14 protein-coding genes, 1 pseudogene and 1 riboswitch are annotated in these 24,212 nt (G+C 32.1%); of the genes and pseudogenes, 11 read left to right on the forward strand and 4 right to left on the reverse strand.

Annotation, left to right across the window (positions count from 1 at the left end):
• Positions 1-316 precede the first annotated feature (316 nt).
• The 10 genes from CLMAG_RS06355 to CLMAG_RS06400 all read left to right on the forward strand — a co-directional run bounded on the left by CLMAG_RS06355 (position 317) and on the right by CLMAG_RS06400 (position 17,105).
• A complete protein-coding gene (locus tag CLMAG_RS06355) occupies positions 317-4,078 on the forward strand; it encodes a phosphoribosylformylglycinamidine synthase (protein ID WP_066619532.1) in 3,762 nt (1,253 codons plus the stop codon).
• A gap of 348 nt (positions 4,079-4,426) precedes the next feature.
• A complete protein-coding gene (locus CLMAG_RS06360; RefSeq protein WP_066619533.1) occupies positions 4,427-6,349 on the forward strand; it encodes a PrkA family serine protein kinase in 1,923 nt (640 codons plus the stop codon).
• A gap of 4 nt (positions 6,350-6,353) precedes the next feature.
• Complete coding sequence (gene yhbH, locus CLMAG_RS06365; RefSeq protein WP_066619534.1) at positions 6,354-7,574, forward strand: sporulation protein YhbH; 1,221 nt, start codon at positions 6,354-6,356, stop codon at positions 7,572-7,574.
• Positions 7,575-7,590: 16 nt separating this feature from the next.
• Positions 7,591-8,958 carry a SpoVR family protein gene (locus CLMAG_RS06370; protein ID WP_066619535.1) on the forward strand — a complete coding sequence of 456 codons (1,368 nt, stop codon included), beginning with the start codon at positions 7,591-7,593 and terminating at the stop codon, positions 8,956-8,958.
• Positions 8,959-9,180: 222 nt separating this feature from the next.
• Positions 9,181-11,106: a sigma-54-dependent Fis family transcriptional regulator gene (locus tag CLMAG_RS06375; RefSeq protein WP_139264150.1), complete on the forward strand. Its 1,926-nt coding sequence runs from the start codon at positions 9,181-9,183 to the stop codon at positions 11,104-11,106.
• 240 nt (positions 11,107-11,346) lie between these two features.
• Complete coding sequence (locus CLMAG_RS06380; RefSeq protein ID WP_066619536.1) at positions 11,347-12,513, forward strand: iron-containing alcohol dehydrogenase; 1,167 nt, start codon at positions 11,347-11,349, stop codon at positions 12,511-12,513.
• A 201-nt stretch (positions 12,514-12,714) separates the two neighbouring features.
• Positions 12,715-13,596 (forward strand): sulfide/dihydroorotate dehydrogenase-like FAD/NAD-binding protein, encoded by an 882-nt coding sequence (locus tag CLMAG_RS06385; protein WP_066619538.1) that lies wholly within the window; start codon positions 12,715-12,717, stop codon positions 13,594-13,596.
• 8 nt (positions 13,597-13,604) lie between these two features.
• On the forward strand, positions 13,605-14,993 hold the full coding sequence (gene gltA, locus CLMAG_RS06390) for an NADPH-dependent glutamate synthase (RefSeq protein WP_066620421.1): 1,389 nt from the start codon (positions 13,605-13,607) through the stop codon (positions 14,991-14,993).
• Positions 14,994-15,280: 287 nt separating this feature from the next.
• Positions 15,281-15,970: a SanA/YdcF family protein gene (locus CLMAG_RS06395; protein WP_066619539.1), complete on the forward strand. Its 690-nt coding sequence runs from the start codon at positions 15,281-15,283 to the stop codon at positions 15,968-15,970.
• Between the two features lie 16 nt (positions 15,971-15,986).
• Positions 15,987-17,105 carry a glycoside hydrolase family 113 gene (locus CLMAG_RS06400; protein ID WP_066620423.1) on the forward strand — a complete coding sequence of 373 codons (1,119 nt, stop codon included), beginning with the start codon at positions 15,987-15,989 and terminating at the stop codon, positions 17,103-17,105.
• 102 nt (positions 17,106-17,207) lie between these two features.
• On the opposite strand, the gene CLMAG_RS06405 is transcribed toward CLMAG_RS06400, so the two are convergent.
• The 3 genes from CLMAG_RS06405 to CLMAG_RS06415 all read right to left on the reverse strand — a co-directional run bounded on the left by CLMAG_RS06405 (position 17,208) and on the right by CLMAG_RS06415 (position 21,182).
• A complete protein-coding gene (locus tag CLMAG_RS06405) occupies positions 17,208-19,286 on the reverse strand; it encodes an EAL domain-containing protein (RefSeq protein ID WP_082831815.1) in 2,079 nt (692 codons plus the stop codon).
• Between the two features lie 238 nt (positions 19,287-19,524).
• Positions 19,525-20,742, reverse strand: a complete 1,218-nt coding sequence (locus CLMAG_RS06410; RefSeq protein ID WP_082831816.1) for an alanyl-tRNA editing protein — start codon at positions 20,740-20,742, stop codon at positions 19,525-19,527.
• 113 nt (positions 20,743-20,855) lie between these two features.
• On the reverse strand, positions 20,856-21,182 hold the full coding sequence (locus CLMAG_RS06415; protein ID WP_066619542.1) for a hypothetical protein: 327 nt from the start codon (positions 21,180-21,182) through the stop codon (positions 20,856-20,858).
• Between the two features lie 502 nt (positions 21,183-21,684).
• Positions 21,685-21,862: riboswitch (Lysine riboswitch) on the forward strand.
• A gap of 130 nt (positions 21,863-21,992) precedes the next feature.
• On the opposite strand from CLMAG_RS06415, the pseudogene CLMAG_RS06420 reads away from it, so the two are divergent.
• Positions 21,993-23,445, forward strand: a pseudogene (locus CLMAG_RS06420) (amino acid permease).
• A gap of 137 nt (positions 23,446-23,582) precedes the next feature.
• Here CLMAG_RS06420 and CLMAG_RS06425 read toward each other — a convergent pair.
• On the reverse strand, positions 23,583-24,041 hold the full coding sequence (locus CLMAG_RS06425; RefSeq protein WP_066619545.1) for a ferritin-like domain-containing protein: 459 nt from the start codon (positions 24,039-24,041) through the stop codon (positions 23,583-23,585).
• Positions 24,042-24,212 lie beyond the last annotated feature (171 nt).

Here is a 24,212-nt window from a genome sequence, read left to right on the forward strand (position 1 = left end):
TTCGTCTACGACCCGGGGCCTTGCCCGTTAAATGCCATTTAGGCATTTAACCCCCACCTGATTCTTAGTTGAACGAATCCAGGGACGTAGCTGCTCGCAACGTACTCTTTGAGAAGAGGGAGTATTAGAGCGGCTAGTCATCGGATAAAGTATTAACTTAAAAAGTCTTTAATATTTAATATTTTTTTTTGAAATATTTTTAATTTGTACTTTTAAAATAGGTATATTGTGATATAATAGTTACGAATGATAGTTACGAATGATGCTTGTACATTAGGCAAAAATGTTCGTGAAATTATGGAGAGGGGCAAAGAAAATGATAGTTAGAAGATTATTTATAGAAAAAAAAGAAGGCATTAATATGGAAACTCAAAATATCTTTTTAGATTTAAGAGATAATCTGGATATAAAGAATATTAAAGGTGTAAGAGTAATTAATAGATACGATATATTTGGAATAAGTGACGAAGAATATGAAAAGTCTAAGAACACTATTTTTTCAGAGAAAACAGTTGATAATGTTTATGAAGAAGAACTAAATATAGATGAGGATGATAATATTTTTGCTGTGGAATACCTTCCAGGTCAATACGATCAAAGGTCTGATTCTGCCTCTCAATGTATTCAAATATTAACACAAAATGAAAAGCCTGAAATCTTATCTGCAAAGATATATGTAATAAAAGGCAATATATCAAAAGAAGAATTTAGCAAAATAAAAGATTATTGTATAAATAAAGTAGATTCAAGGGAAGCTTCTTTGGAAAAGCCAAAAAGTGCGGATATGGAATTAGAAATACCAGATTCAGTTGAAATTTTAGATAATTTTATTAATATGAATAACGATGAACTTAAAGCCTTTTTAGAAAGCAGACAGCTTGCAATGACACTTGAAGATTTAAAGTTCTGTCAGCAGTATTTTAGAGATATTGAGAAAAGAAATCCAACTATTACAGAGATTAAGGTAATTGATACTTATTGGTCAGATCATTGTAGACATACTACTTTCATGACAGAGTTAACTAATATAGAAATAAAGGAAGGAAACTTATCTACTCCAATAAGAGAAGCATACGAACAATATTTAGAATCTAGAAAAAGCCTATATGTAGATGTAGAGAAGCCAGTAACTTTAATGGATATGGCAGTTATAGGCATGAAAGAACTTAGAAAAAATGGATTACTAGATGATCTAGATCAATCAGAAGAAATAAATGCCTGCAGTATAGTAGTAGATGCAGATATAGATGGCAAACTAGAAAAATGGCTAGTGATGTTTAAAAATGAAACTCACAATCATCCAACTGAGATTGAACCTTTTGGAGGGGCAGCAACTTGCCTTGGAGGAGCTATAAGAGATCCACTTTCAGGAAGATCATATGTATACCAAGCTATGAGAGTAACTGGAAGTGGTAATCCTAAAACTAGAATAGAGGATACGTTAAGTGGTAAACTTCCACAGAAGAAAATTACTACTTCAGCAGCACATGGATATAGTTCCTATGGAAATCAGATAGGACTTGCAACAGGTCAGGTTGCAGAAATATATGATGAAGGTTATGTAGCTAAGAGAATGGAAATTGGTGCAGTAATTGGTGCAGCTCCAATGAAAAATGTTATAAGAAAAGAGCCAACAGAAGGGGATGTAGTAATACTTGTTGGAGGAAGAACAGGAAGAGATGGTTGTGGTGGAGCTACTGGTTCCTCTAAAAAACACACAGAAAATTCAATATTAAGCTGTGGTTCAGAAGTACAAAAGGGAAATCCTGTAGTTGAAAGAAAAATACAAAGATTATTTAGAAAAGAAAAAGTAAGCAGTTTAATTAAGAGATGTAATGACTTTGGTGCAGGTGGGGTATCTGTAGCTATTGGTGAGCTTACAGATGGCTTAAATATAAATCTTGATTTAGTGCCTAAAAAATATGATGGTTTAGATGGTACTGAGCTTGCCATATCAGAATCTCAAGAAAGAATGGCTGTAGTAGTAGCTAAAAAAGATGAAGAAAAGTTTATGGAGTATGCAGCTGAAGAAAATCTTGAAGCTACAACTGTTGCAGTGGTAACAAGTGATAAGCGATTAAAGATGAACTGGAATGGAAAGGCAATTCTGGATTTAAGCAGAGACTTCTTAAATACAAATGGTGTAAGAGGAATTGCAGATGTAACAGTTGAAGTTCCAGAAGAAGATAAAAATTATTTTAAAGCTGAGACATATATAAAAGATATTAAAGAACAATGGATTAACATTTTAAGTGACTTAAATGTATGTAGTCAAAAAGGCCTTGTAGAAAGCTTTGATAGCACAATAGGATCAGGTACAGTAATTATGCCTTTCGGAGGTAAATATCAGTTAACACCAGCAGAAGGTATGGTGGCTAAGTTACCTGTTTTAAATGGAGAAACTAAAACAGGTACTATAATGACTTATGGCTACAACCCTAATATATCAAAATGGAGTCCATTCCATGGAGCAGTTTATGCAGTTGTAGAATCAGTGGCTAAAATTGTAGCTTGCGGTGGTGATGCAAGTAAAATAAGATTGACATTCCAAGAATATTTTGAAAAACTAGGGAAAGATCCTATAAGATGGGGAAAACCATTCGCTGCTTTACTAGGAGCATTACTTGCACAAAAGGAATTGGGAATTGCAGCTATTGGTGGAAAAGATAGTATGAGTGGAACTTTTAAAGATATGGATGTTCCTCCAACTTTAGTATCTTTTGCAGTCAATGTAGTAAATGTAGATAAAGTTATTTCACCAGAATTTAAAAAGGAAGACAGCAAAGTTGTAATTATTCCTATGACTAGGGATGAATATGATCTTCCAAACTTCGATGTGCTCAAAAAGAATTTAGCAGCAGTTACTTCTATGATTATTAATGGTGATATTTTAGCATCTAGCACTGTAAAAAGAGGCGGAATTTGTGAAGCTGTAAGTAAAATGAGCTTTGGAAATAAAATAGGAATGAAGTTTGCTGAAGTAGTATGCAATGAAGAATTATTTGCACCTCAATATGGTTCAATTATTATAGAAGTAAGTAATGATATAGATTTAGAAAAATCATTAAGTGGAGTTGAATACAAAGTATTAGGAACAACTCAAGGCAAGGCTTCAATAGATATAAATAACGTTGAAATAAATATTGATGATATGCTTAAAGCTTGGGAAAATACTCTAGAAAGCATATTCCCTACTAATGCTGAAGTAATAAATGATAAAATACAAAGTGTAGAGTTTAATAATAGTAAAATTGCTAAAGCGCCAGCTATTAAGGTAGCAAAACCTAAAGTATTTATACCAGTCTTCCCAGGAACAAATTGCGAATATGATTCGGAAAGAGCTTTTGCAAAAGCTGGGGCTGATGTAGAGACTATGATATTTAAGAACTTAACAGGAAAAGATATAGAGAAATCTATAGATGATATGGTTAAGGCAATAAATAATTCTCAAATAGTAATGCTTCCAGGAGGATTTAGTGCAGGAGATGAACCAGATGGTTCTGGTAAGTTCATAGCTACAATATTTAGAAATCCAAAAATAAAGGAAGCTGTAATGGAACTTTTGAAAAACAGAGATGGATTAATGCTTGGTATATGTAATGGCTTCCAGGCACTTATCAAGTTAGGCTTAGTTCCTTTTGGAGAAATAAGAGATATAGATGAGGAATGTCCAACTCTTACTTACAATAAAATAGCCCGTCACGTATCATCCGTGTCAAATACGAAAATTGTTTCAAATCTTTCACCTTGGCTTAGCAATGTTAATGTTGGTGATATACACAGTGTGCCTGTATCTCATGGTGAGGGAAGATTTGTTGCTAATGATGACGTGTTAAAGAATCTTATAAGTAAGGGTCAAGTAGCTACTCAATATGTAGACTTTGAAGGCAATCCAACTTATGATATAAGATTTAACCCTAATGGTTCTGTTTATGCTATTGAAGGTATAACAAGTCCAGATGGAAGAGTATTTGGTAAAATGGCACATTCTGAGAGAATTGGCGATAACGTGCTAAAGAATATATCTGGGAATAAGGATCAAAAAATATTTGAAGCTGGAGTACAGTATTTTAAATAGGCTTTGATAGTTGTCATGTTAAGTGAAACTTGAATTAGATGAGGTCTCAAGCCTTATCTGATTCTTAGTTGAACCAGCGGGTAGTCATCGGAAAAAATATAAAATTATGTATACTATAATTTTTATGGGTAATAATATAAATGTAACTTTTTTACTCATATTATATTACTTAGAACTAGTGATTTTAATTAAGCTAGTTCTTTGTTTTTTGTAATAAAATCCAATAAGAATTATATCTGTTCTAAAACCTGTAAAAAATTAATATAAATACTACAAAGATATATCCTTTAAGATATATTCTTTTATGTATTCTTTGCATAGTTATCACTTTTAAATGGAGGTTGAGGAATGGATTTTAAAGCATTAATAGAGCAGGATAGAGATAATAGAAAAAAGGATAATTTTGAGGGAACCTTTCTAGATTACCTTCAAATAGTAAAGGAAAATCCAGGGATAGCACAACTTGCGCATAAAAGAATGTACAATATATTAACTAAGCCAGGTATGGAAATTTTAAAACCTGAGGAAAACTTAAGAGTAAGAAAAATATATGGTAATGAGACTATTAAAAGCTATAACTTTTTCAAAAATGACTTTTTTGGAATTGAGAAAACGTTGATGAAATTAGTAAGTTATTTCTACTCAGCAGCTATGCTTGGTGAAGAATCAAGACAAGTACTCTATTTAGTAGGGCCTGTAGGTTCAGGAAAATCTTCAATAGTTGAGTCCCTTAAAAAAGCTATGGAAGCAGCTGAACCAGTATATGCATTAAAAGGTTGTCCTATGAGAGAGGAGCCACTTCATTTGGTTCCAAAGCATCTGAGAAAACAATTTGAAGAGACTCTAGGAGTAAAAATAGAAGGTGACTTATGTCCTGTATGTAGGCATAAATTAAAAGAAGAATTCAAAGGGCAATATGAAAAGTTTCCAGTAGTTAAAACAGGTTTCTCTATTAGATCAAGAAAAGGAATAGGAGTAGTTCCTCCTGTTGATCCTAATAATCAGGATACATCAGTTCTTGTAGGATCGGTGGACATATCTAAAATGGATTTATATCCAGAAGACGATCCTCGTATATTCTCATTAAATGGGGCTTTTGATGTGGGAAATAGAGGATTAGTTGAGTTTATAGAAGTATTTAAGAATGATGTAGAATATCTTCATACAATTATTACGGCAACTCAAGAAAAATCAATACCATCTCCAGGAAAAGGTTCGATGATATACTTTGATGGTGTTATTGTTGCACACTCTAATGAAGCAGAATGGAATAAGTTCAAATCAGATCATACCAATGAAGCAATACTGGACAGAATTGTTAAGGTTGAAGTTCCTTATTGTATGGAATTAAATGAAGAGATAAAGATATACGAAAAAATCTTAAAAAAGAGTAATTTTAAAGCTCACATAGCACCTCATACTATTGAAGCAGCAGCTATGTTTGCAGTACTCACTAGATTAATGCCATCTAATAAAGTAGATACTTTAACAAAGCTTAAGATATATAACGGAGAAGAAATAGTAGAAAAAGGAACCACTAAGAGAATAGATATCACAGAGCTTAGAGAAGAAGCTGGTCTTCGAGAAGGTATGGATGGTATATCCACAAGATTTATAATTAAGGCTATTGATAATGCTCTTTCTGATTCTGAATACAATTGTATTAACCCATTAAGTGTAATGGAAAGTCTAATAAAATCAATAAAAGATTTAGATACTGCTGATGATATAAGAAGAAAGTATCTTGCATTTATACAGGATACAGTTAGAAAAGAATACAATAAGATTCTTGAGAAAGAAATAACAAAGGCATTTATACAAAGCTTCAAAGAACAGGCAGATAGTCTATTCAACAATTATTTAGATCATGCTGAAGCATATGTAAATAAATCAAAAATTAAAGACAGATCAACAGGTGAACAACTTGAACCAGATGAAAAGTTTATGCGCTCTATTGAAGAACAAATTGGTATATCAGAAGGTTCAGCTAAAGGTTTTAGATCTGATGTAACTTCCTATATGTTCTACTTAATCAGAAAAGGTGGAAGTATAGATTACACATCCTATGAACCTTTAAAAGAAGCTATTGAAAAGAAGATAACTTCCTCAGTAAGAGAGATGTCTCGCATAGTTACTAAATCTAAGGTTAGGGATAAGGAACAGGATAAGAAGTATAGTTCAATGGTAGAAGAAATGAAGAGGAATGGATATTGTGATCATTGCTGTAATGTAATACTTAAATATGCAGCTAATAACCTATGGAAGGATTGATAGTATGGCTGTATTCAGAGAATTCAATCCGATTGGACATGATAGAGCCGCAGAAGATAAAAGGAGACATAGAGAATTAGTTGAAGATTCTATAAAGAAAAATTTGGTGGATATTTTATCAGAAGAAAGTATAATGGGACAGACAAAAAATAAGAAGATTAAAATTCCAATAAGAGGTTTAAAGGAATACCAATTTGTATATGGAAAAAATTCTCCTGGTGTAGGCAGTGGTGATGGAACTGAAAAAAGAGGAGATGTTATTGGAACAGAAAAAGACGGTAAAGGAAAAGGTAATAAGGGTGCAGGTAATGAAGAGGGAGAAGATATATACGAAACAGAAATAACTATTGATGATATCATGGAGTATGTATTTCAAGATTTGAATTTACCGAATCTAACAAAAAAGAGATTTTCAGAAATAATATCTGATGGTGCCAAAAAAAAATGTGGTTATCAAAAAGGTGGTATTCCTCCAAGGCTTGCCAAAAAAAGGACAGTGCAAGAAAAGCTTAAAAGAAAGCAGGGGATGAAAAGAGCTCTTAGAGAGGGAGTTAAAGATACTGGATTAAATGAAGAGATAATTAATCAATATACACTTGAAGATGACAATTTAGTAGGGAGATTTCCTTTTAAGGAAGATGATCTTAGATATTATAGAGTAAAACCTACAAAAAAAAGAGAATATAATGCAGTAGTTATGTGCATTATGGATACATCAGCATCTATGGATCAAAATAAAAAATATTTAGCAAGATCCTTCTTCTTTATGCTATATCAATTTGTTAAGATGAAATATTCTAATGTAGAAGTAGTATTTATAGCACATTCAACTTCTGCCAAGGTTGTTACGGAACAGGAATTTTTTCATAAGGTTGAATCTGGTGGGACATATATATCCAGTGGTTATGATAAAGCTCTAGAAATAATAAATGAAAAATTTAATCCAGCAATATGGAATATATATTCCTTCCACGTAAGTGACGGAGACAACTGGAGTGAAGATAATGATCGAGCGGTAAAATCAGCAAATAAGCTTTGTGATGTATCAAATTTATTTGGATATGCGGAAATAATGGCTTATGGATATACTAGTGCCATAAAGAAAAGATATGCTAATGAAGTTAAAAGAAATAATTTTGTATCTGTTGCAATGAAGAAAAAAGAAGACATGTGGGATGCACTCAGAGAAATGCTCACTGTCGACATAAAAAATGAACAGGGTTAGCTCGGGGGGTGAAGCTTTGGAGTATACTGTAAGCGATCTAGAGCAGTGGAACGATATTATAGAAGAGAAAGTTAAGGAAATAGGGCTGGATTACTATCCACAAGAATTTGAGATTATAAACTACAATGATATGCTTGCTTATGAAGTTTATGTTGGTATGCCATCTATGTATCCACATTGGAGTTTTGGTAAGGCGTATGAAAAACTTAGAACTTTGTATAACTATAACCTTACAGGATTACCTTATGAAATGGTAATAAATTCTGACCCATGTATAGCATATCTTATGAAAGATAATACTTTATTGTTACAAATATTGACTATAGCCCATGTATATGGACACAATGATTTTTTTAAAAACAATAGATTATTTAAGACTGCTACAGATGCAAAATATACCGTAGAAATGTTTAAGAATCATGGTGATATGATAAGATCATATATAAATGATCCTAGCATAGGCTACGAAGAAGTAGAAAAAATGTTAAATGCTGCCCACGCTCTAAAATTCCAAACCAATAGAGCTATTGGGGTAAAAGATTTAACGGATGAGGAAATAAGAAGAAGGAAAATGGAGGATTATAGAAACACTGATTGTTATGATAGCCCAATAATTCCTAAAGTAAAGCCTAAACCACCAGAAGTAGAAAAAATACCACAGGAACCAGTAGAAGATATATTGGGTTTTATAGCTAAATATGGGGATCTTGTGGAGTGGCAGAAGAATGTTTTAGAAATAGTTAGAGATGAGACAAAATATTTTATTCCTCAAATAGAAACTAAGATTATGAATGAAGGTTGGGCTAGTTATTGGCATTATAACATTTTGAAGAGATTAGATTTGCCACAAAAACTTCATTTGGAATTTATAAAGAGGCATAACGATGTTATTGTTCCACTACAAGGAAGTATCAACCCATATTTCTTAGGTTTTGAAATTTATAAGGACTTAGTTCAAAAGTATGGAGAGGAAAAAATATTTGAAGCAAGACTTCTTGAGAGAGATGAGTCTTTCCTAAGACGATTCCTTACTAAAGAGCTTTGTGTTAAATTAAACTTGTTCCAATATGTTAAGAAAGACAAAAATTATGTTATTGATGAAATATCTGATGATGAAGGTTGGAAGGAAATAAGAGATACTTTAAGTAGCAGTTGTGGTATGGGGTCTATCCCTAATATAAGAGTTGTAGATATGTCAATGCTCGATAAAACATTAACTTTAGAACATGTTTTTGACGGCAGAGAACTTCAGATACAGTACGCTGTTGAAACTATTAAGTATATTGTAGACTTATGGAGACATAAGGTAGTTCTATATACTAACTTGGAGGGAAAGATTAGTAAGATTGTCTGTGATGAGAATAAGAAAATAACCTATGAATAGAAACTTAAAATTAATAGTTTTTTATTACTATACAGAGAACATAAGGTGTATTATTAAGTTGAACTTAATAATACACCTTATATGTTTTTATGAGCCATTTGTTGTAGAAGTAGTAGGAACAAATAAGATAAAATAAGTATCGGTTGTTATATTAGGCCGTTTGCTGTAAAATTATATATAGGATAAAATAAGTAACAGTCTATTAAATATAGAGGTGATTTTGTGCTAAAAAATATACAAAATACAAAAAAGTATTGGTTTGACTTTGTAAAAAATAATATATTACATCAAGGGTTAGAGCCGATACTAAAAGAATCCTGGTTAAGAAGTAAAGAATATAATATACACTTTTATAAATCAGATATAAAAAGAGCCTCAAAAATAGAATTAAGTAAAAAACTTAAAGAAAATGAAGAACTTATAAATATAGCTCGTCCTATAATGGAGAATTTATACAACATAGTGACTGGTTCAGGATTTATAATAATACTTACTGATAGAGAAGGATGTATTATTGATATAGTAGGCAACAAAGAGATGATGAAAATAGAGGATTTAAACTTTGAACTAGGTACTTACTGGTCTGAAGACTCCATTGGGGCAAATGCAATAGGAACTGCCCTTTATCTAGATAAACCTATACAGATGATAGGTCCGGAGCATTATTATTTAAAAAACCATGGTCTTACTTGTTCTACCGCTACTATACATGACTCAAAAGGGCAGATTATAGGTTGTATAAATATGTCTGGCTATTATTCAAAGGCTCATTCACATACTACAGGAATAGTAGTTTCAGGAGCCTATTCTATAGAAAAACAATTCTCCTTACTAGAATCTAATAGACTTCTAAATGTGATTTTTGATTCTATGTCAGAGGGAATGCTTCTGCTTGATGATGAGTTAAATATTATAAGAACAAATAAGATGGCTTCTAAAATACTTGGTATTGGTGAAGAGGAAATATTAGATTCAAATATTAAGTCATTACTTAGAGATATAGAATTCATAAATAAGACGCTAAAGGTAGAAAAAACTTATCACAATTTAGATTGCAGTTTTTATGTGAGAAATAAAAGAGTTAAATGTAGTATAAATGCATTTCCCCTTATCATAAATGGAGGAATTCAGGGAAATGTAATAACCTTTAAAGATGAAGGATATATGCATAAAGTAGCTAACACTATTGCAGGTTTTTCTGCTTCTTATAAGTTTGAGAATATTGTAACTGAAAATGATAAAATGCGCAAATCTATTGAGTTTGCCAAAAAAGCAGCTCTTACTAGTTGTAATATCCTAATAGAAGGACCTAGTGGCACTGGTAAAGAATTATTTGCCCAGTCTATACATAATTACAGCCATAGAGGTAGTGGACCTTTTGTGGCAGTAAACTGTGCTTCGCTTCCTAAAGAGCTTATGGAAAGTGAGCTTTTTGGATATGAAAAAGGGGCATTTACAGGGGCAACTAAAGAGGGACATCCAGGCAAATTCGAGTTAGCTAATGGAGGCACTATATTCTTGGATGAAATTGGTGAACTTCCATTAGATATGCAGTCAAAGCTTTTAAGAGTTTTAGATAACAATAAAATAACTAGGCTTGGAGGTACTTATGAAAAAACATTAAATGTTAGGGTAGTAGCAGCTACAAATAGAAATTTGGTGGATGAAATAAAGAATAAAAACTTTAGGGAGGATTTATACTACAGATTGAATGTGATGAGTATAAAAACCATACCACTAAAGGAAAGAGTTGAAGATATAGAGACTTTAGCTAATTACTTCGTAAATAGACTAAATATTAAAAATCTTAATAAGTTTAAGGTGTTAAGTAAAAATTATATTGATATTATTAAGAATTATAGTTGGCCTGGGAATGTAAGAGAATTGAGAAATGCGGTAGAACGTTCTTATTATCTTTGTGAAGAGGATAACATTGGAGAAGAATATTTACTAGATTACTTAGTTAACAAAAAAACAATTGAGGTAGAGGACAATAAAAGGGTTTTAACTATAGAGGAACTTGAAAAGGAAAGTATAATAAGTGCTGTTAAACAAAATAAGGGTGATTTAATCAAGGCTGCACAAATGCTTAATATAAGTAGAGCTACTATATATAGAAAAATAAAAAAATATGGCATAAGTGTATAGTGTTTAGTGAAAAAGTTTGCAGTGGAAATATATGTATCTCAAATTGTGAAAAAGATAACTGGAAATCTCAAAGTGAGACGATGAAGCATCTCATTTTGAGATTTTATTTTTATGTAACATTGAAAATAAAGAGTTTTAACTTTGGCACATATATTGCTATATATAAATAATGAATAATAAAATGGTTGAAATTTATATAAAACAGTAATCAAATTAGGGATATTTTAGGAGGAACGAAAGATGTCAAGATTTACATTACCAAGAGATATTTATTTTGGAGAAAACACTTTAGAAGTATTAAAAGACTTGAAAGGTAAAAAAGCTATAGTTGTTGTTGGTGGAGGCTCAATGAAAAAATTTGGGTTTCTTGATAAAGTAGAAGCTTACTTAAAAGAAGCTGGAATGGAAGTTAAATTAATAGAAGGCGTTGAACCAGATCCATCTGTTGAAACTGTTATGGAAGGTGCAAGAGTTATGAGAGAATTTCAACCAGATTGGATAGTTTCAATAGGCGGGGGTTCACCAATTGATGCAGCTAAAGCAATGTGGATATTCTATGAGTACCCAGAGTTTACTTTCGAGGAAGCAGTGATTCCTTTCGGAATACCAGAGTTAAGACAAAAAGCTAGATTCGTAGCAATACCATCTACAAGTGGAACAGCTACAGAAGTTACAGCTTTTTCTGTAATAACTGACTATAAGGCTAAAATAAAATATCCTTTGGCTGACTTTAACTTAACACCAGATATAGCTATAATTGATCCAGAGCTTGCACAAACAATGCCAGCAAAATTAACAGCTCACACTGGAATGGATGCATTAACTCACGCAATAGAGGCTTATGTAGCAAGTGCAAGATCATATTTCTCAGATCCACTTGCAATGCAAGCTATAGTTATGACAAAAGAGCAATTAGTAAAGTCTTATGAAGGAGATAAGGATGCTAGAAATGAAATGCACATAGCTCAATGTTTAGCTGGAATGGCATTTTCAAATGCATTGTTAGGAATCACTCACAGTATGGCACATAAAACTGGTGCGGTGTTCCATATTCCACACGGATGTGCTAATGCAATATTCCTTCCATATGTAATTGATTTTAATAAAAAAGCCTGTGGAGATAGATATGCTGCTATAGCTAGAAATTTGGGTTTGGTTGGAAATAATGATGATGAACTAGTGGATTCATTAACAGCTATGATTCAAGATATGAACAAGAAGATGGAAATACCTCTAACACTAAAAGAATATGGTGTAACTGAGGAAGAATTTAAGGCAAATGTTGACTTTATATCAGAAAATGCAGTAAAAGACGCATGTACTGGATCAAACCCAAGATCAATATCTGTAGAAGAAATGAAAAAAGTATTTGAATGTTCGTTTACTGGAGAAAAAGTTAATTTCTAAGATTTAGACTCACAGACAATTCATGTTCTAATAGTTTTAGAGTATGCAGGTGAAGCATAACGCAAATAATACAAAATCTCAAAGGTAGAATTAAATATATGTCATTTTGAGATTTTGTTTTTTAATATAAATAAACAAACTATAAACATAAAAATTACTATTAAATCAATGTAAAAACTGTAATAACCTAGGAGGATTTATATGTATAAGATTGTTGAAAGAAGAGAGATAGCTCCAAATATTTATTTAATGGATATAGAAGCACCAAGAGTTGCTAAATCAGCAAAACCAGGTCAGTTCATTATAGTAAGGATAGATGAGAAGGGTGAAAGAGTTCCTCTTACCATTTGTGATTATGATATAGAAAAAGGAACTGTAACTATAGTATTCGCAACTATAGGAAGTTCAACTAATAAATTGGCTACTTACAAAGCAGGAGACTCTGTTGCAGACTTTGTAGGACCACTTGGACAACCTTCAGAATTTATTCATGAAGACTTAGAAGAGTTAAAGAAACAGAAGATAGTATTTGTTGCAGGGGGTGTTGGTGCAGCTCCAGTATACCCTCAAGTTAAATGGTTAAGACAAAATGGCGTAGATGTAGATGTTATTGTTGGAGGAAAGACAAAAGATTATTTACTTCTTATTGATGAAATGAAAGAATTGGGAGCTAATGTATATCCTTGTACAGATGATGGATCAGCCGGGTTCAAGGGGTTAGTAACAAATCAATTAAAAGAACTTATTGATGGTGGAAATAAGTATGATGTTGCTATAGCTATAGGCCCTATGATTATGATGAAATTTGTAGCCAAGCTTACAAAAGAATATAACTTAAAAACTATAGTAAGTCTAAATACATTGATGGTAGATGCAACCGGAATGTGTGGAGCATGTAGAGTTACTGTAGGAGACGAAACCAAATTCGCCTGTGTTGATGGTCCAGAATTTGATGGTCATTTAGTAGATTTCGATGAGGCAATGAGAAGACAAACCCTTTATAAGAGTGAGGAAGGTAGAAAACTTGTTGCTAAAGAAAAAGCGGAAGGTCATAAATGTAGTTGTATGGAGGGAAAAAACTAATGGAAACAATGGTAACAAATAGAATGATAAGAATAGCAATAAAGGAGCAAGAGCCAGAAGTAAGAGCAGCTAATTTTGAGGAAGTTTGCTTAGGATACACAGAGGAAGAGGCTATGATAGAAGCTTCAAGATGTCTTAACTGTAAAAATGCTAGATGTGTAGGAGATTGTCCTGTATCTATAAACATACCAGATTTTATTAGCAAAGTTAAAGATGGCGAGTTTGAAGAGGCTGCAAAGATTATAGCAAAGTCTAGTGCACTGCCAGCGGTTTGTGGAAGAGTATGTCCACAAGAAAACCAATGTGAAGGAAAATGTGTACTTGGAATAAAAGGAGATGCAGTAGCTATAGGTAAGCTTGAAAGATTTGTAGCTGATTGGTCAAGAGAAAATGATATAGACTTATCAGAAAGAAAGCCAAGCAATGGCAAAAAAGTAGCTGTTATAGGAAGTGGTCCTGCTGGCTTAACTTGTGCAGGAGACTTAGCTAAAGAAGGATATGATGTTACTATATTTGAAGCACTACATGAAGCAGGTGGGGTTTTAGTTTATGGTATACCAGAATTCAGACTTCCGAAGGATACAGTAGTTAAGCATGAAGTTGAAAATGTTAAAAAGCTTGGAGTTAAGATAGAAACTAACGTAATAGTAGGAAGAACTGTTAAGATAGACGAACTTATGGAAGAGGAAGGCTTTAATGCTGTATTTATAGGTTCCGGTGCTGGACTTCCTAAGTTTATGGGAATACCAGGAGAAAACTTAAATGGAGTATTTTCTGCAAATGAATTCCTAACAAGAAACAATTTAATGAAAGCTTTTAAAGAAGATTTCGATACACCAATTAAAGCAGGAAAGAAAGTTGCTGTAGTGGGTGGAGGAAATGTTGCTATGGATGCGGCAAGAACTGCACTGAGACTTGGAGCAGAAGTTCATATAGTTTACAGAAGATCAGAAGCAGAACTTCCTGCAAGAGTAGAAGAAGTACATCATGCAAAAGAAGAAGGTGTAATTCTTGATGTACTAACAAACCCAATAGAAATTATCGGAGACGAAAAGGGTTGGGTTACAGGAATGAAATGTGTGAGAATGGAACTAGGAGAACCGGATGCATCTGGCAGAAGAAAACCTGTTGTAGTAGAAGGTTCAGAATTTGTAATGGAAGTTGATACAGTAATAATGTCACTTGGAACTTCACCAAACCCATTAATTGCATCAACTACTAAAGGATTAGAAATAAACAATCGTAAATGTATAGTGGCACAGGAAGAAACGGGTCTTACTTCAAGAGAAGGAGTATATGCTGGAGGAGATGCTGTAACAGGGGCTGCTACAGTTATACTAGCTATGGGAGCTGGAAAGAAGGCTGCTGCAGCCATTAATGAATTTTTAAGAAAATAAAAATTCATTAATAATAATATTTGCCCCTAAATTTTTATATAATTTGATAAGGGATTTAGTATTGAAAATAAAATTAATTTTCAGTACTAAATCCTAATTTTATTTTAGGTAAGTTTTTGTGTAATATAGAAGTTTGACAATTAATATATTATTCTCCCATATTATGATATGGTATAATTGAAATATTGTACAAGCAATAATCGGATTATTTACTATTGCTTAGAAATTAATACGGTGTTTATTTAAGAAATATCATATGAAACTCAGATTATATAAATCCTTAGGAGGTGGTTAACATTAAAATAGTAATAAAGTCATTTAAATACATAATAAGTATTTTGTTTATCCTTATTTTTTTACTATTTATAATCAACCTAATAGTAACCCATGAGGCTAGCAAATACATTCTAGATAAAAATTCGTCTATTCCAAAGGTTGATGCAGTAATAATTCCTGGTGTATTTGTATATTCTTCTGGTAAGGTATCAGATATTTTAAAGGATAGACTTGATACAGCTTTAGAATTACTGAAAAATAATAAAGATCTTAAAATAATAGTAACGGGCGATCACGGTGATCCGAATTATGATGAAGTCAATGCTATGAGAAATTATTTAGAACAAAGAGGGATTCCAACTGCCAATATATTTATGGATCATGCAGGTTTTAGTACATATGAAAGTATTTATAGAGCAAAAGAAATATTTGATGTAAATAAGGCAGTTATTGTAACCCAAGATTATCACTTGAAAAGAGCCGTATATATAGGAAGAAAGAAAGGTATAGAGGCTTATGGAGTAACTGCTGATAAGCACGTATATGTAGAGATAAAAAAATATCAAGTAAGAGAAAGTTTTGCAATATGTAAAGACTTCTTTTTAGTAAATGTACTTAGAATAGAACCTAAGTTTTTGGGAGATAAAATACCTGTAATGAATAGCGACGGTAGGATAACTCATGATAAAAAGAATGAATAAATATGCGAGGGTAAAAATGAACAAGAAAAAAGTAATAACATTTTTTATATTAATAATTGTTATAATTCTCATAGCAGCAGGCTATATTATTAAAACTAACCCAGAAGCTAGAGGGATTATTAATAAAAAAATAAATGAATTTGAAGGAAAGACATTAAATGAAAAATTCCAAACAAAAATTAAATCGGGAAATCTGGCTACAGATTATAATATTGATCAGGTTTTAAGTGATGTAGATAAATTTCAGTTGAATACTTTAAATATACCTATAGTAATAAATATAGAGAACTTATCTTCAAGTAGTATGATTGTAGATAAATCTAGTGAAGATAAGGCAAAGAGCTTAATTAAAAAATTAAATGGAAAAAAGATAAATATAATATTAGAACCTTACCCATGGATAGATAATGGTAGTAAATACGAAACAGCCTGGAAACCTGATAACATAAATACTTTCTTTTGGAATTGGAAGACAAATGTGTTAAAAGTACTAATTGATGACATTGCAGTACCTTATCATGTAGATGCATTAAATATAGGGTCAAGTTTTGTAAATATGGAATATGCAGAAGGATATTGGTGCGATACCATAGAATATGTTAGATTATATTATAAGGGATTAATAACCTATAGAACAGGTTGGTGGTATACTGCTGAATGGAAACCAGAAACTACACAAGCCTATGAAAAAAAATTAAATAATAGAATGTTTTCAAAGTTGGATTTTATATCTATTGCAGCTTATTTTGAACTTACAGATAAAGATAACAATACAGTAGAAAACTTAGAAAGTTCTATACAAAGTACTCAAATATATGATAGAAAACAAAATATAAAAAAAGAAATTAAAAATTTTCATAATAAATGGGATAAGCCTATTTTCTTTGGAGAACTTGGATTTCCTAAAATCAATAAAGCTTCAGTTCATCCATGGGATCCATATCAAAATAATATTGTAAATAACGTTGAGCAGGCAAATTGTTTTGAGGCTTATCGAAGATCATTCGAAAATGAATCATGGTTTTTAGGGTTTTCAATATTTGCAATAGGTGAAAAGAGTTTGGATAAACGTTATTATCCAAGTGATGAGAGTACTTTAATTATTAAAAATTGGTATAACAAAGTAAATAAATGAAGTAAAATTTGAATTTAGACTGTAATATTAGATAGGGTAGTCATCTAGAGAAAAAGAAAAGCATCCCAGTTATAGCATAGTGACTGGGATGCTTGTTATAGCCTAATCTTTATGAAGTTTTTTGTAATAAAACATTTCGAAGTCTTCCTTAGACATAGGTTTTCCGAAAAAGTAACCCTGCATTTCGTCACATTTATTTAACTTAAAGAAGTTAACCTGTTCTTGATTCTCAACCCCTTCCGCAACCACTCCCAGTGCCATGCTTTTTCCTAAGGCTAAAACTGTTGATGCAATTATTGAATGATCCTTTACCCCATCAATTTTACTTACGAAAGATTTATCAATTTTTAATTTATTTACAGAAAAACTATTTAACTGACTTAAAGAAGAGTAGCCAGTACCGAAATCATCTATTGCAAACTTTATTCCCATTGCTTTTAGCTCATTAATCATCTTAATGGTATGCTCAACATTCTGCATAGCTATGCTTTCGGTAATTTCTAACTCTAAGTAGCGAGGATCTAGTCCAGTTTCTTCTAACACATTAGATACCATTGTTGTTAAATCTTGAAGTTGAAATTGAAGTGCTGAAAGATTAACAGCTACTGTCAAAGGTGGTAATCCAGCATTTTGAAAAGCCTTGGTTTGAGCACAGGCAGTACGGAGCACCCATTCGCCAATAGGAACAATTAGTCCAGTCTCTTCAGCTAAAGGAATAAATTTTGCGGGAGGAACTAGTCCCCAATTAGGATGTTGCCAGCGTATTAAGGCTTCCATTCCAATTATTTGCTCTGTTTCAGTGCTCACCTTTGGTTGATAATAAACTACAAATTCTTTATACTCTAAAGCCCTGCGTAAGCTATTTTCCATTGCCAATCGTTCAAGAGCCTTTTCATTTAATGCTGGTGTGTAAAGTTGAAAATTGTTTTTTCCTTTTTCTTTAGCACGATACATAGCTACATCAGCATTTGTAAGTAAGGTTTCAACGTCTTTCCCATCGTCAGGGTAAATGGTAACACCAATACTAACAGAGATATAAAGTTCGTGGGAGTCAATTATTATAGTCTCTCTGATGGTTTCGAGAATCTTAGTAGCTATGTTACCTATGTTTTCTTCATGAGCTATAGCAGGCAATAAAATTACGAACTCGTCACCGCCTATTCTAGCAACTGTATCTGTTTCATTTACACAACTTTTTAATCTTACAGCAATTTCTTTTAGTAATTTATCACCAATATCGTGACCTAGGGTATCATTAATAAGCTTAAATCTATCCAGATCAAGATACATAATCGCAAGGTTTTGATTAGTGTGTTTAGAGTGAGAAATTTCAAGCTCTATACGATCTTTCAATAAAAGTCTGTTAGGTAAATCTGTTAAAGAATCGTAGAAAGCCTGGTATCTTATAGTTTCCTCGTAGTGTCTTCTTTCTGTAATATCACGTAGTATGATAGTAAAGAAAAATCTATCATCTACATAAAACTTACTTATTGTAGCTTCAAGTGGTAAGTTTGAATTATTCTTTTTGCGGCCGAGAATTTCTAAGTTTTTTTCTGGAAATTTACTATTCACATCGAGGTTAGTGCAATCATTGTAACAAAGCTCTGGAATAAGCATGTTTATGCTGGCTCCAATTACTTCATTAGATGCATAACCGAAAATTTTTTCTGCTGAAGGATTAATATATCCGATTATGCCATTGACATCGATGGTGATAATTCCCTCTATTGCATGATTGATTATTGAACTTGCAAAGGCATCATTTTGGTCAAGTGTTATTTCTGTACGTCTTGCCTGTAATAAACGACTTAGACGTTTGCGTAGAACAGCCCAGTTTATAGGTTTGCCAATATAATCGGTAGCTCCAGCCTCAAAAGCCAAGTTTACAGACTCCTCGTCATCTAAAGAAGTAATCATAATTACCGGCGTATTCCTACCTTGCGGTAATTGTTGCAATTGAGCACATGCAGAGACACCATCTATTTCTGGCATCATAAAATCCATTAAAATTATGTCAGGCTTTCGTTCTTCGAATAAGGAGAGAACTTGCTTACCATTCTTGGCTTCAATAACTTCATATCCATCCTTTTCCAGGAACTCTCGTAATGTGAATCTCATAAATCTAGAATCGTCGGCTACAAGAATTAAAGATTTTCTTTTGTCAAACATTTTATCTATCATAATTTCTCTTTTCCTATAGTTCCCTTCTATTTTTTCAAGTATATAATTGTTTATTATATTACATTTTAATTATACGATTAGCTTTATTATTAGTACAACATTTTATAATAATTATTTACTAACTATGAACATGACTATGATTCTCTTTTAATAATAATATAGTACCTATAATCATTATCGGAAGGGATACAAAGAACATTATACTTGGAATATCTCTACAAATTATAAAATAGTTTAATTACTTAGAATCAGAAAAGATAGCTTCCTTAATTTTATTGTAAGCATATTCTATTGAAGAATCTAAATTATTGTTATTTTTCCCTCCACCTTGCGCAGCAAGTTCACTTCCTCCACCTTTTCCGTCAATTAGGGTTATTGCATCCTTTAAAAGAAGATTCATGTTGATAGTATTTACATCCTTTGAACGCATAAATATAAGTTGAGCTTTATCCTCAGTTTTTGCTCCAAATAAAACTACAACCTTTGAAAAGGAAACTAATTTTGAAGCCAAGAGAGAAACATATTTTAGATCAACCTTATCATATATAGATTTAAGAATCCGAATACCTTCTATATTTTCGCAGGAGTTTAGCATACTTTGAACTTCGTACTGGGCAACTTCTGCTTTTAGTGAAGCTTTTTCAGAAAGAGCTTTATTAAGTTCCCCTGAAAGTTTTTCAACTTCATTTAAAAGATTGTTAGTGTTACAGGATAAAAGATTAGACATTTTGTCTATCCATTGATGTTTAGTAAGGTAGTCACAAATCGCTCTTGAGCCGCATATAAACTCAATTCTTGTGCCAGAGTTAATTTTAGTTAGCTTAGTTACCTTAATTGCCTGTACCTCGATTGTTGAATTAGGGTGTAGTCCATCACAGGGACTTATATGCATATCGCCAATTTTAACTATTCTAATTTTTTCACCTGGTTTTAGAGAGACTTTTTTTAATGATAATTTTTTTAACTCAGATTTAGTTGGATATAGTATTTCTACTGCAATATTGTCAAAAATTATTTTGTTACACATTTCCTCACAATTTTTAATTTCAGAAACTCCAATAATTTTATCAACATCAATATATGAAGAACTATCTCCAATATGAAAAGCTATCGTACTTAAGTTGAATAATTGAAATAAAGAAGAAGAAATTATATGTTGGCCTAAGTGCTGCTGCATATAATCATATTTTCTTTTCCAATCTATAATGCATTTAACCTTATGTATTTTAGAAGGTTTTACTTCAATAACGTGGTATATTTTTTCGTTTTCTTCGTATACATGAGTTACAGGTGATCCGTTTATATAACCGACATCACATGGATGGAATTTACTTTGGGGATAAAAATAGGTTTTATCAAGTTCAATATGATAATTGTTATTCTTCTCAATTGTATTTATGATCTCTGCAGTAAAGTCTTTCTGATATGGATTTTCATAGTAAAGATTTTCCAACATTGAACAACTCCTTTGAATACTGTATTGTTGCCGCATATATATTTTAACACAAAAAAGAGAACCTCAATCTGTATTTTTCACTAAAATTTACAGATTGAGACTCTTTTTATAAATTATTTAATACCTTTAATTTTTCCTCTTAGTGCTCTTAAACGTCCATTTACGTAGTTAATAAGTTCAGATTTATTATTTTTTACTTCCGCAGGAGCATTAGAAACTATACTAATAATATCTAATTTATTTCCTTTTATCTGCTCAGCAACTTCATAAGCTAAACAAATATTTTTTACTTTCCAGTATGCATTGTTAAATTCGTCTACTTGTCTTTTATTATAATAGCCTTTTTCAATACCAAATTGGAATAAGTCCGCAGCTGCTTCTAGTTCTTCTAAATCTTCAGCTTCTAAAGTTTCGTTAATGAGAACTTGAAATGGTTTCATTTATAGTACCCCCTTTAATGAGATAATAATATTTTAAACTTATAATATGATTCATATACTGGATTATATTGGTTCATATACTAGATGAACCATATTTTATCCGATGACTACCCGCTCTAATACTTCTCTTCCTACCGTCAGAGAAGTAAAGAGCGGGTACGTCCCTGGATTCGTTCAACTAAGAATCAGGTGGGGGTTAAATGCCTAAATGGCATTTAACGGGCAAAGCCCCGGGGTCGTAGACAAACCACATCTGATTCAAGTTTCACTTCATATGTAAAGTATAGTTCATATATAAATCTTATACAATAAATCAGCTATAATAATAACATCTTTTATCAAAAATATAAATACATTATTTATTAAAAATATTTATATTTATATATTTTTTTCTCAAAATACATTATTTGCTACTTATTGTCAAGTACTTCTGTAAAAAAAATGAATGAAAAGTCTTTACTGAATACAAATTTTGATATATAATATTTAATTGTAAGTGAATAACTGAGGTAGAGGAGCAGAATTTAAGAGTAAGATTGTGGAGATAAGCACTATGAAGCAATTAGAAAGGAAATTCTGCCGAAGTATACAGTAGAGGCTTTAATGCTGTATTGCTGGTTTTGCATAGAATATGTGCAGGACTGTCACAACGGACTAGTTTGTGGAGAGCTATCATTCATTGTAGAAATAATGTGTTTATGTCTGTAAATACAGGTTTCAATGCTCTGAGTGTATGCTTAGGGCATTTTTTATATTTATCTTAGTTATGTCACTTATCGGAAAAGTAAAAACCGATAAGGAGGTAGAAAAATGGATAATAGAGCAGAAAAGAAGAGTGAAAATAATAATGAACTTAGAAGAAGCTTAACGGCAAGACATCTTAATATGATTGCAATGGGGGGGCCATTGGAACAGGTATATTCTTAGCTCTTGGAGCTACAATTAACCAAGCTGGCCCAGGGGAGCATTAGCTGCTTATGGTTGTATAGGTATTATGGTTTATTTTTTAATGACTAGTTTAGGTGAAATGGCAACATTTATGCCAGACTCAGGTTCTTTTGGAACATATGCATCAAAATTTGTTGATCCAGCCTTTGGATTTGCAATGGGGTGGAATTATTGGTACAATTGGGCAATTACTGTTGCAGCGGAAATGGTTGCAGGTGCCCTTCTTATGAAATATTGGTTTCCTGATGTGCCAGCGCTTCTTTGGAGTGTTTTATTCCTTATATTAATAGTTGTGCTTAATCTTTTATCAGCAAGAGCTTATGGTGAATCAGAATACTGGTTTGCAAGTATTAAAGTTATTACAGTTATTATATTTTTATTAGTAGGTGTTGCAACAATAGTAGGAATAATAGGTGGGCAGGCAGTAGGGTTTAAAAACTTTACAGTTGGAGAAGCACCATTTGTTGGAGGAGCTAAATCAATTTTCATGGTATTTTTAATTGCTGGTTTTTCGTTCCAAGGAACAGAACTTGTTGGTGTGGCAGCTGGAGAAAGTGAAGATCCAGAGAAGAATATACCAAAAGCTATTAATACAATATTCTGGAGAATATTGATATTCTATTTAGGAACAATATTTGTTGTAGGTGCATTAATTCCTTATATGGATGCTGGAGTTGATACAAGTCCTTTTACAATGGTATTCGAGAAAGCTGGTATAGCAGCAGCGGCTTCATTAATGAATGCAGTTATCCTAACTTCAGTATTATCAGCAGGAAACTCAGGAATGTATGCTTCAAGTAGAATGTTATATGCAATGGCTAAGGATGGTAAGGCACCAGCATGGCTTGCAAAAGTTAACTCAAGAGGAGTTCCTATAAATTCTTTAATAGCTACTACAATAGTAGCATCACTTTGTTTCTTAACAGGCCTTTATGCAGAGAAAACTGTTTATGTATGGCTTGTAGCAGCTTCAGGACTTGCAGGTTTTGTTACATGGATTGGTATAGCATTATGCCATTATCGTTTCCGTAAAGCTTATGTTGCTCAAGGACGTGACTTAGGAAAGTTAAAGTATGTAGCAAAGCTATTTCCGTTAGGACCAATTATAGCCCTAGTATTATGTACAGTTGTTACATTGGGCCAAGGACTTAGCTATTTTGAAGCAGATAAAATAGACTGGAGTGGAGTAATTTCTTCATATATTGGATTACCATTATTTATAGCATTATGGTGGGGATATAAAAGAAAACACAATACAAAAGTTGTTGACTTAATGGATGTTGATTTTTCTACTAATGAAAAAAATATATCTTAATAATAATTAACTACTTAAAATAGCCCTAGTAAGTTATCACTAAATTGTGCTAACTAGCTAGGGTTATACTGATTTCTAGCTATTAATAAAACTTTATTATGGTATCTTTGATAAGTTTTTTTTAAATATGAAAGTTGCTATTTTAACATACTGTATAGATACACAAATCTAGTTGCGTGTTCTTGCTCATCTGTAATAATTTCATAAAGCATATCTCTCATCTGCATTGTACGAAGCATAGAGAAAATTTTCCTATATAATTCAACAGCTTCAAGTTCACCATTTATGCTGCTTTCTACAGCAGGTAGTAGAGATTTATATTCCTCAACCTTTGGATCAGGAACGTCATATTTTTTTCCAGTAAGCATATAAACAATATTTTGAAACATTTTGTAATGTTTCATTTCATCCTTGTAAGCAAATTCAATTTGTTTACGAACTTTATCCTTGTCAGTCATTCCTATCATTTTTTTGTATTTTATTGTATCATGTTTTTCATCCTTCATTGCCTCAGTAATAAGATTTAATAAAGTTTGATCTTGACGATACATGCTCATGCAATAATCGCAGTCATTAATATTCCTATCGTTGAACAAGGTATGTTCCTCCTTAATATTAGTAATAATAAATAGGAAGGCTTGCTAAAAGCACTTCAATATATTCTATGTGATATACTAATATCTGAGCACTAAAGAATTGTTTTTGAATTTAATAGTATAAAAAATTTTTAAACTATTGAATTTTTTAAAATAAACTGTTATTATATC

It is taken from the genome of Clostridium magnum DSM 2767, from assembly GCF_001623875.1.
Lineage (GTDB): Bacteria > Bacillota > Clostridia > Clostridiales > Clostridiaceae > Clostridium_AM > Clostridium_AM magnum.